The 12,006-nt window shown below is 36.2% G+C and carries 6 protein-coding genes and 1 pseudogene; 6 read left to right on the top strand and 1 reads right to left on the bottom strand.

Going from position 1 to position 12,006, the window contains the following annotated elements; genetic code table 11:
* The first annotated feature begins 1 nt into the window (after window position 1).
* The 6 genes from L1967_RS16730 (at window position 2) to L1967_RS16705 (ending at window position 10,738) form a co-directional block, all read left to right on the top strand.
* Entirely contained in the window at window positions 2-1,603 is a 1,602-nt protein-coding gene (locus tag L1967_RS16730) for a sensor histidine kinase (protein WP_249602651.1), read from the top strand.
* Window positions 1,604-1,698: 95 nt separating this feature from the next.
* Window positions 1,699-4,263, top strand: coding sequence for a zinc-dependent metalloprotease (locus tag L1967_RS16725; protein WP_249602650.1), 2,565 nt, complete (start codon window positions 1,699-1,701; stop codon window positions 4,261-4,263).
* Between the two features lie 3 nt (window positions 4,264-4,266).
* Complete coding sequence (locus tag L1967_RS16720; protein WP_249602649.1) at window positions 4,267-7,560, top strand: SusC/RagA family TonB-linked outer membrane protein; 3,294 nt, start codon at window positions 4,267-4,269, stop codon at window positions 7,558-7,560.
* Between the two features lie 20 nt (window positions 7,561-7,580).
* Window positions 7,581-8,897, top strand: a complete 1,317-nt coding sequence (locus L1967_RS16715) for a RagB/SusD family nutrient uptake outer membrane protein (protein ID WP_249602648.1) — start codon at window positions 7,581-7,583, stop codon at window positions 8,895-8,897.
* A 91-nt stretch (window positions 8,898-8,988) separates the two neighbouring features.
* Entirely contained in the window at window positions 8,989-10,014 is a 1,026-nt protein-coding gene (locus L1967_RS16710; RefSeq protein WP_249602647.1) for a hypothetical protein, read from the top strand.
* A 70-nt stretch (window positions 10,015-10,084) separates the two neighbouring features.
* A complete protein-coding gene (locus L1967_RS16705; protein ID WP_249602646.1) occupies window positions 10,085-10,738 on the top strand; it encodes a hypothetical protein in 654 nt (217 codons plus the stop codon).
* Window positions 10,739-10,835: 97 nt separating this feature from the next.
* Here L1967_RS16705 and L1967_RS16700 read toward each other — a convergent pair.
* A pseudogene (locus tag L1967_RS16700) lies at window positions 10,836-11,957 on the bottom strand (IS3 family transposase).
* Window positions 11,958-12,006 lie beyond the last annotated feature (49 nt).

Raw genomic sequence — 12,006 nt, 5'->3', positions numbered from 1 at the left:
AATGGAACTTATTAATTATTTAAGACGCTTTAGAAAACATCAAAAGTATTTCTATCTAAGCGTTCTGATTATTATAGCATTTTTTATAGGAAGCTCTTTAATTACCCCAAAAATAACTTTTGTGGCTTCCGATCTGATGGAAGATGTAAGACTGGCAGACCTGTATTCTAAAAAGAATAATATAGCTTCTGAGTTTTTACAACTGAACAGTTTTTTAAACTATTCCAAAAATATTATTGAAGACTCTTCAGATGTTCCCCTAAGTAGCTTAATCAACAAACTAAATTTTGTAAGTGATTTAGCTTTATCGAACGCGGTAAATACCAGTAGTTATATATATACCATCACGCCGGACGAGATTCAAAAAACGGAACATTTAAGATCAGATAAAAAACTCGGTGAGGAGTCGGTTCCGTACAAAGAAATATTGCTACAAGCTCCTAAAGGAACTTTAGATACCATAATCAATACTGGTGACAAAGTGCTTAACCGTAAGGCGTATGTTTTTCAGAGAAATAAAGATACTACTATCATTGTTGGATATGATGTTGACTTAAAGGCCTTTTGGAAATATTACTCAGAAAAATATCAGGGACGTACTTCTTATACCAGTGTTTTTAATAAAAACGGGATATGTCTGCTGCATCCCGAAGTTGAAAATATTGGAATCAAAATACCCTCGTATTTTGATTCCTTTGCTATTTCAGACATCTTTAACCAGCCTGATAGCGAGGTGCTGATAGATAATGGATTTTCGCAATATCTAGGATTGGACATCGTACGCTATTTTGACGAAGTGATTATTGGGGATCAGGCCTTGATCGTGGTCGCTAATTTTATGTACTTCGATCTTCAGGATACAACCGGGGAAATACAGCAGTATTTTTCCTGGATTAGCTTTTTAGCTTTTATTACTTTCATATTGCTTTTACTTATTGCTAGGTTTCAATTGAAAAAAGAGTATAGAGAGAATTTACGGGTGCTTAAAGAAAAAGAACATTTGGCTACCGCAAACGAAAACTATCAACGGGAAAATGCGCTATTGCAGCTTAGTCAGCTCAAAAAGAAGATGAACCCACATTTTCTCTTTAATACGCTGAACTCATTGCATTACCTTATTGAGACCAAACCAAACCTGTCTCAGAAATTCGTACTGCAACTTGCTGATGTTTATCGCTATTTATTGGAGAATAGAGATGATAATCTAACCAGCCTGAAGAAGGAATTAGCTTTTTTGAAACAGTATATTTTTCTACATAAAATTCGATTTAAAAATAGTTTGAATATTAAGATTTCAGATCATAGCGGTGATGACCTGATTTTATATAAAAAAATTCCCGTACTAGCTTTGGAGACTTTAGTGGAAAATGCAATAAAGCATAATGAAATCACAAAAAATAAGCCTTTAGATATAGAAGTTGAAATTAATGCCACTCATGTAATAGTAGCTAATAGCTATGCGCCTAAAAAGAAAAAAAATATTGAAGGTCATAAAATTGGCTTAACTTATTTAAAGAATATTTATAATTATTACGAAGTTAATAGCTTTAAAACAAAAATTGTAGAAGATAAATTTATTTGCATACTTCCTCTGTTATCCTAATACTAAACTTCACTCCTTTTTTTTAAGAGTTCACTCCATTTGGTTTTTATTAACACTTAAGCAAATAGATATTTAAACTTTAAATAATCTATTTCATGAAAAAATTCTTATTGAATTTAAACATTCATCAATGGGCGGTAATTACACTGGTGGCTTTTTTTAGTACCGGAATAAGGGCTCATGCGCAGGAAGAAAAAAAGGAAAATAAGGAGAAAAAAGAGATTAAAGAAACTAGTGAAGATTCCACAAAGCTGGATAGTGATGAACTTAATTATCAGAAGTTTCTTAAGGAAGGAAAGCAGCGAAAAGGATTATTTAATATATATACTATAGAAGATGAGTATTATTTTGAAATACCTGATAGCTTAATGTCCAAGGATTTACTCATTGTAAATAAAATCTCCAGTGTTCCTTATGCTTTAAATGGTCACGGACTTAATAAAGGGATGGCTTTTGAAACCAAACTGGTTAGATTTTATAAAGATACTACCCGAAATAAAGTCTGGGTCAAAACTATAAACCCTAGAGTGCAATCGCCAAAGAATGCCGCAATAAGCTTATCGGTTAAAGATAACTTCAGTGAGTCCATCATTGAGGAGTTCGATATAACCACACAAAATACGGATTCAACCTCCAGTATTTTTAAAGTCAATAAAATTTTTAGTGGAAAAGAAAAAAGTTTTAGTGATGTCCTGGCAAATACCGGTCTGGGCGGAAGTATTAAGACGAATTTATCCCTTATCGAAACAGTCAAGACTTTTCCAAAAAATATTGTTGCGAAATCTTTACTTACAACCTCGGTTAGTGAAGGTGGTGGTCCCGCTTTACCACTTTCTATAGGAGTTACAACAAATATAGTATTGCTGCCGAAAGAAGTGATGAAACCTCGATTCGGAGATAAGCGAATTGGATATTTTTCCACCCCAATGGAATATTTTTCCGATACGCAACAGGAAGTAGAATCCAGAAAGCTTATTACCCGATGGCGATTGGAACCCAGGGAGGAAGATATACAGAAGTATAAGCAAGGGATTCTTGTAGAACCTAAAAAGCCTATCGTTTATTATGTAGATCCTTCTACTCCAAAACAATGGGTTCCCTTCATTGAGCAAGGTGTTTTGGACTGGAATGTAGCTTTTGAAGAAGCCGGGTTTAAAAATGCCGTTCAGGTGAAAATCCCTTCTGCAGAAGATAAAGACTTCGATATTGATGATGTGCGGTATTCCGTGATTACCTATGCGGCTTCTGAACAGCAAAATGCTATGGGACCTTCAGTAGTTGATCCCAGAAGTGGAGAAATTTTAGAGTCTGATATTATTTGGTGGCATAACCTGATGAAAGGACTTCATTCCTGGATTCGTGTACAGACTGGAGTGATCGATGCTGCGGCCAGAGCAAATACTTTTTCAGAAAAACATATGGGAGAAGCGATACGCTTTGTTTCTTCTCATGAGGTAGGACATACCTTTGGCCTTAAACATAATATGGGGGCTTCTTATAGTTATCCGGTGGATTCATTACGATCTAAAAGTTTTACCTCAAGAATGGGAGGGACAGCTCCTTCCATTATGGATTATGCACGTTTTAATTATGTAGCACAACCGGAGGATAGTGTCGTAGATATAACTCCTAAGATCGGAGTCTATGATAAGTATGCAATTGATTGGGGATATAGATGGACAGGAACCGAAACAGCACATAAAGAATTGGCTCTTACCAATAAATGGATCCGTAAACATGAAAATGACCCGTTGTATTTCTATGGAGCCCAACAAATGAGTATTGTTGATCCAAGATCACAAAGTGAAGATCTTGGTGATAATGCTGTAAAAGCTAGTGAATATGGGCTAAAAAATCTTAAACGGATAATGCCTAATATTCTGGAATGGACAAGAGAAGAGGGACAGGATTATTATAAAGCTTCGAAATTATATAAGGCAGTCATAGATCAATGGGAACTTTATAGTAAACATGTGATGGCCAATATTGGTGGTATCTACCTCAATAATACCGTATATGGGGATGGAAAGGAAGCTTATCAGCCGGTACCTGCTCAACTGCAAAAAGAAGCACTGCAATATTTGGTAGAAAATGCCATACTTCCTCAGGAATGGTTATTTACACCTGATATGATTGATAAAGTATTTGCGGAGAGGGACGCGCCTGATGGAGAACGTTATTATTCGCCCGTTTCCATGCAGCGGATCTATCAGACTAATATGATCTACGCGTTGTTGAAAACAGATCGGTTGATGAGAATCACGGAAAATGAAATTCTTGCGAAGAAGGAAACAGAGGTGTTTACCGAGGAATATCTCTTTAATCAGCTTTTTGAAGCCATTTTCAAAAACACAAAAAAGAATAAACACCTGAACAGGTTCGATAGAATTACGCAGAAAAATTATGTAGACGTACTTACAGTAGATCGAAATGAGCTGTTGAAGAAAACCAAAGAACATACATTTTCTGATGACGACAGGAATTTTAAAAATGTTCATTTCTCCTATATCCCAAGGGTATCTGATGCGAGTACCAGTAAAAGATATGCCCTTGAAAAAATACTAAAGCTCCTTAAAAAGAAAAAAAATAAGGGAGATGAAATAACTAAAGCACACTATAGGGATTTAATATCTCGAATAGAATACAATCTTAATAATTAGAAAATGAAAAGATTAATCTACTTGTTAATATTTATGCCATTGGCACTTATGGCTCAGGATCAGGTTCTGGTTTCTGGTACCGTAGTGGGAGATAAAGATGGAATGCCGGTTGTCGGAGCTTCTGTCTATGTTTCCTCCTCTATGATTGGCAATCAAACGGACGAGAAAGGTATTCTTCAGGGAGCCATGCTGGGAACAACCACCGATTTTGATGGAAATTTTGAACTGAGGGTCGACCCTAATATTAAATCTCTGGTGATTTCATATATGGGGTTTGAATCTAAAACTATTCAACTTGGGAATAATACCCAAAACTTAAAGATTAACCTAAAGGAAAGTTCAGAGAATCTTGATGAGGTGATTATTACGGGATATCAGAAAATTGAAAAACGGAAGGCGACATCGTCTTATGCGAAAATTGATGTATCTGAGATTGAGCAAGCGGGGGTAGCGACTGTGGATCAAATGTTAACCGGACAATTACCAGGGGTGATGGTACAGCCTACAACAGGTGCTCCGGGTGCTCCTTCAAAAATATCTATACGTGGTATCGCCACTTTAAATGGTTCGTCAGATCCGTTATGGGTGCTTGACGGAATTCCATTACAGGGTGATGATATCCCGGAAGATTTTAGAGATAAAGATAATATTGATAATCTTCAATCTTCGCCTATCGCCGGACTGAATCCGGGAGATATAGAAAGCATAACTGTTTTGAAAGATGCCTCGGCTACTTCCATTTATGGAGCCCGTGCAGCAAATGGTGTAATTGTCATTACCAGTAAGAAAGGTAAGAAGGGAGCCATGCGAATTAATACCAATGCCAATGTATTTGTTACGCAGCGACCGGATTTCAGTAAACTGAATTTAATGGATTCTTCTCAAAAAGTAGATTTTGAACTGTACCTGGCTGGAAGATCGGATCTTACTTATCAGCACAACAGGGGAGCGGTTGCCCGAATTTTAAATAATTATAATCAGTACGATATTTTTCAGGATAATGGGTTTGACGCCATTTCCTCAGCAGCTCAAAACGCCATTAACGAGCTCAGAAATGTGAATACCAACTGGGGAAAGGAGTTATACCAAATGGCCGTAAATCAGCAATATACACTTAGTATATCTGGAGGTAGTGAAAATAATGATTATTACTTCTCTGCAGGTCTTTTTGATGAACAGGGAACAACCATTGGTACTGGCCAAAAGCGTTTTAATATAACTCTTAAAGATAATTTTTCGATTACCGATAAATTAAAGGTTGGGGTGGCTTTATTTGGAAGCCAAAACAGAACCTCTTCTTATATCACAGGGGCTGATGCCTATACAAACCCGGCATATTACGCCAGACATGCAAATCCATATCTTCAATTAACCGATGCGAATGGAAACTATGTTTACGATCCCGATCTGGTAGAGCGCTCAGACCTAAATCTTAATTATAATGTTCTTGAAGAAAGAAGAAATACAGATCATGAGTATAAAGCGAATTCTCTAAAATCAATTTTTAATATTGATTATGATTTTAATGATGATTTGAAGTTTTCTACCCAATTAGGGCTTCAGTTGGATTTTAATAGTACGGAGAAATTCAGTGACAGAAACAGTTATTATACCAGGAAATATCGTCAAAGATCACAATACAGTGTAACTGGAGGCTATGATTATTTTATGCCTGAAGGTGGGATAATCCAAAATTGGAACGCCGATGTATTTCAGTATAACTGGAAAACAACCGCTAATTATAACACTATTTTTAATAAAAGACATGAGCTGGATCTAATGTTGGGAACCGAGTTCAGACAAAACAAGAATACTGAAATTCATACCAAAGGATTCGGTTTTAATTCCAATACGCTCACTACCATTCCAATTACTAATGAATTGGCTTTGGAGAATTCGTTATTTGATACCTATAAAAAGACCTATAATGAGAATGTGTTTGCATCATTCTATGGAACTGCATCTTATACCCTGGACAGAAAATATACCGTGTTTGGGAGTTTAAGATATGATGGCTCTAACTTATTTGGTGTAAATCCTAAATATAGATACCTCCCAATATGGTCTTTTGCGGGTTCATGGAATTTAGATAAGGAGGATTTTATGGCAAATATTCCTGCTATAGATGTATTTAAACTTAGAGCTTCTTACGGGGTGCAGGGAAATATCGATAAATCTACTTCTCCTTTTGTTGTTGGTATATATGATAATGTCTCGATACTTCCGGGAACCAATGAAGAAGTTATACGAGCAACCAATGCACCTAACCCTAACCTGAGATGGGAAAAAACTACTTCGTCTAACATCGGTTTTGACATGAGCTTGTTTAATAATCGTGTTTTTCTTACCGGAGATTATTACTCCAGAAAAAGTACAGATCTAATAGGTTTACGATCCATTCCACTGGAGAACGGTTATAACTTTATAAGTACAAACTGGGCTACGGTAAGTAATAAGGGATATGAATTATCGATTAATACCACCAATATCAACACCCCGAACTTTAGATGGACAAGTGGATTAAATATTTCCCATAATAAAAGCGTGGTTGAAGATATTGAAATACCGGAAAACAACCTGAAACCTTCTTTAAAAGGTTATAGTGTGAATGCTATTTTTGCGCTTAAAACAGCCGGATTGGATAGTAATGGACTACCGTTATTCTGGCAAAACGGAAGAAAAGTAACTGCGGTAGAGTTTTATAATCTGGAAGAAGGAGTAGATGGAAGTCAGTTATCACGAGAGGATCACAGAAACTTATATACCTATGCGGGTGATGGGATGCCAAAGTTTACCGGTGGTTTTAGAAATACCTTTGCATACAAACAATTTGATCTTCGGGTTTTAACCAACTTTAATATTAAACAAACCGTAAGAGCTGAGCCAACCTACAACCCTACTCAGGCTCAGCCGGGTTCTAATTATAATACGGATATTTTAAAAGCCGGTACAGGAAAGTATCCTGCGCTAATTGGTGCTAATTCTCCAGGATTCAATACCAATCTCCTGTATAGTTGGTACAATACCTACGATGCCGGAAATACCTATCGGGATTTGGATATATGGCTTAAGGATATTTCCTATATACGAATTAGTAGTATTCGTTTAAGCTATGCGCTACCTAAAAAGCAACTGGAAAGACTGAGAATTTCAGGTTTAAATTTTAATCTGGAAGCCCGAAACATGTTTGTGATCGGAACCGATTACGACGGGTACTTTGATCCTGAAACTTATGGCAGCTTATACGCACAACCTATTCCGAAAATTATCTCGGCAGGATTTAATCTCTCTTTATAATACTGATTATAAAACGTACTATGAAAAAGCTACTTTACTTTTTTACATTAATAATTGGCCTTACTTCCTGTAATGATTATTTGGAAGTAGAACCTGTTGGTCAGGTCATTCCAAAAACCGTAGAAGATTATAGAAGTTTTCTAACTTCTGCATATTCGATTACTAATATTGGTAAGATTTTAACCAGCTATCGCGGTGATGAACTTCGATTAAATACAAATGCTTCCGGAATTGAGCAATATGAAGACATTTTTATATGGAATGATCGCAATGCTAGTCCGCTTACCAGAGCTTTTCCTTATGCCAGTTTTTATAGTATTATTTTCTACTGTAATCATATTATAGAAAATCAGAATAACATTGAAGGCGATCAAAACAGTATTGACCAGTTAGTGGGAGAGGCTTATGCACTTAGAGCTATGCAATATTTTGAACTGGTTAATTTATACGCAAAGCCTTATGATAATAATGCTACAAACGATGAACCTGCAGTACCCATAGTTACCGTGTATGATGCAGAAAAAGCCTATCCAAAAAAATCTCTTGAGGAGGTCTATTCTCAAATTCTGAGTGATCTTGAAGAAGCACAAGCTTTAGTGAATGTAAACCAACAGGACGAAGGGCTAAATTATAGGTTTTCGAAAATAGCAGTTCTGGCATTTCAGGCGCGGGTAGCCTTGTATCAACAAAACTGGGAAGAAGCCATAGCCTTTTCGGAAGAGGCATTAAGTATAAGATCTGATATTCAAAATCTTAACGATAATGCATCCATAATGCCGTCAGAATATAACTCAGTGGAATCCATTTTAGCCCTGGAAAATGTAGCTGATCTGGATCTTGTAACGAAATCAAGTATATCTGATGATTTGATAGCAGCTTATGATCCAGAATCAGATTTGAGATTTGCACTTTATTATGAACAGTATAATGATGGCCGATATCACTCTAAGAAAAGTGCTCAAAATAAATTTAAAGTGAGCTACAGGACATCCGAGCTATACTTTATTATAGCTGAATCTCTCGCTCATTTAAATCAAACGGATAGTGCCAAAGAGACACTTCTTGATTTTGCAGAGAACAGATATACCCCTTCTGGATTTTCAGCATATCAGGATTTTGTAAATACGCTGGATAATGAAAGCCTGTTGACCGAAATTTTAAAAGAGCGTAGAAGAGAATTTGCCATTGAAGGGCATCGATGGAATGACCTAAGAAGAACCACACAACCTGAAATAACAAAAACATATAATGGTAATAGCTATACGCTAGAAGAAGGAGATGAGCGGTATACGCTTTTGCTCCCCAATGATGCCATCATTAATAATCCTGATTTATAATCTGAAAAGCTTTTGGGTGGGACTGATTTTATCTTGCAGCTTACCTAAGTATATAAACCTAAGATAACTTAAACACCTTAAACATTTAATCATGAAAAAAACATTTTCAATTATTTTTGCTTTTATCGCCATAGCCTTAACCTCCTGTTCAAGCGATGATGATAATGCGGTACAGCCTTCTTCATTGGCTGAAATTACAGATTTCAGTCTTACGTTTAATAATGCGAATGAAAGCGATATTAACTATGATCTTGGGACCAATATCACTGTAAGCGTTCCTTTTGGAACATCCTTAGAAGATATCATTCCGAATATTGCGATTTCTGAAGGAGCAACGATTACTCCTGCATCTGGAGAACAGGTGGATTTCGTTGATGGTGAAGCTAAAACTTTTACCGTTACTGCTGAAGATGGTTCTGTAAAAGAATATACCGTAACCGTAAACGTACGTGGAGAAGTGGGTAGTGGTACAAGATTAGAAACTTATACCATTGCTGATTTATATGGTGAAAATTCAGTAAGTACTTATTCTTATAATGATGCAAATTTTGTTTCTGAGATTTCAAAAGAAACTGATGATTGGGGTACAATCACTACTACTGTTTCTACTTTTGTTTATGATGATAAAAATCAAATCATTGCACGTCAGGTAGAAGCTACAAATGAAGAAACTACCTATTCTTATGAAGATGGTAGAATTGTAAGCGCAGAGCATACTATAGATGGTGAGGTTGATTTCACTTATGAGTATACTTATAATGAGGCTGGGGATCTTACATCAGAAAAGCGTACAGATCATACAAATGAAAATGCGATTGATGAAATTACATTTGTTATTGAGAACGGAAATGTAACTCAAGAAAACCGATATGGAGAGATTTATACTGCTGAGTATGATGATCAAAATAATCCTTTCATCGAGTTATATCCTTCTGCTTATGCCGCAATTAATGTAGGTATTCAATCAGTAAATCAGAATAATCCAATTAGTGGAACATTAGCTGATGATGCAGTTACTTACGAGTATAATGAAGATGGTTATCCTGTTAGTGCTTCATATTCTTATTTTGATAATCTAGCTACAGTTGATAAGACATTTACTTACTACGCAGAATAATTAAGATTAGCCATAGCAAAAAAAGCAAGTATTCCTCTGGAATGCTTGCTTTTTTTTTAAAATAGAAAGAATGAATAAATATTTTTTGCTTCTCCTTCTTGGAATCTTATGCTCATGTGATGAGCATCATTCCGAAAATCAGGGCAATGATGAGGACTTATCCAACCCGGAGTTCCAATCGGAAACCAAAGAAGAAAAGCTGGTAAGTTTGTACAAAGATTCTGTCATCCCGCTGTTTAAGGATATTCCTGATGTGAATCCTCCACAAGAAATTCATATTAACGCTGAAGATTTAAATATTGATGCGGGTGCTGCTTTTGATTATTTAGAGGTGAGTCAGGGATTGATTGATTTAGAGAATGAAGCCATTCAGCTCTTTGCCTTGGCTCATGAAGTAGCTCATATGGCTACGCTACCGCAGGCTAAAATTTTTAATCTTCCAGCGGCTATTCCAGAGGGGAATAGCACCAATGATTATCAAAAAGCCGAGTATCTGGCAGACCTGATCGCAATTCATTTGATTCATCTTAAAAAGCCGGAAAAATTCAAATTGATTCAAGGTGATTTTGAAACACTTCAGGGGATATTTGGAGGAGAAACTTTTACTCATTCTAGTGGAAAAAATAGAATCTCATCAGTGAAATTATATATTGAAGATTGTAATTCTAAAGATGAAGCATTAGCATTTAAAGAGCGTTTTTTAGCTATTTGGAATATGGATTGATCTTTAAAAATTCTAAACTCAGTTTATAAAGTCTTGCCTTCCCCTGATTAGAACTGCCTGATTGTCTAAAATTAATTCTTTTGACATCCTCCCATATTTAGGTACTGGTCATAACTAGAGAATCTGGGCTATTTTCATTGATTTCAATGTACTCATTGGGTGACATGTCACCCAATGAGCTGTGTGGTCTAAACCCGTTATAGTCTTCCCTCCAAATATCGAACTTTTCTTGAGCATCTTCCAAAGAGAAGAACCAGTTTGTATTTAAACATTCATCTCTGAAAGATCCATTGAAGCTTTCTATAAATGGATTATCAGTAGGTTTTCCGGGTCTTGAGAAGTCTAATTCAACATTGTTTTCATAAGCCCATTTATCCAATACTTTACTGATAAATTCACTTCCATTATCTACTTTTATGCGTTTAGGATAAACTCTTGCACTAGTAACTAAATTATCCATCACCCCAACAACATCACTTCCTTTAAGGGATTTTCCTGCATATATAGCTAAACATTTACGACTATAATTATCTACTACAGTTAAGGCTCTTAAACGGCTTCCATCGTAGAGTTGATCTGTCACAAAATCCATACTCCAGCACTCATGTAAACTAGAGGCATTACCAAGAGCAGGTTGTCTATGGGCTGCACACCGACTTCTTTTAGGTCTCTTGGATCTGAGGTTTAAACCTTCTTCGCAATACACTCTATAAACGCGTTTATGATTATCCATAAAGCCTTCCCGGCGAAGCAAGATATAGATCCTCCAAAACCCATAGCGTACCCGTGTTGCTGCTATTTCTTTCATTCTCATACGCAGCAATTCATCTCCACGTTCTTTGGGTATAATAAAAAACGCTTTTGTGCAGCAAAATTAGGCGTATACAACGGTTGATGGAAATATTATATTCCATACGAATATTGCTGACCATCTCCCGTTTTCGAGACGGCCTCAAAACTTTTTTTTCAACACGTCCTGAAGAATCTGCTTGTCAAGACTTAAATCAGCTACAAGCTTTTTAAGCTGCGCATTCTCCTCCTCCAAGTTTTTGAGCCTTCTCAGTTCAGAGACACCCAGACCACCGTATTTTTTCTTCCAATTGTAAAAGGTAGCCTCGCTGATTCCCATCTTGCGACAGACCTCAGAAAGACGTGTTCCAGTCTCAACCTGTTTTATCGCAAATACAATCTGCGACTCGGTATATTTTGATCGTTTCATAAGCAAATAATTTATTTAAAGTTAAACATTTATTTGCCAGAAATACTCT

Source organism: Zunongwangia pacifica, assembly GCF_023499215.1.
Taxonomy (GTDB): Bacteria; Bacteroidota; Bacteroidia; order Flavobacteriales; family Flavobacteriaceae; genus Zunongwangia; species Zunongwangia pacifica.
Note: the sequence above shows the minus strand (reverse complement) of the source record. Positions and strands in the feature narration are given on the sequence as shown.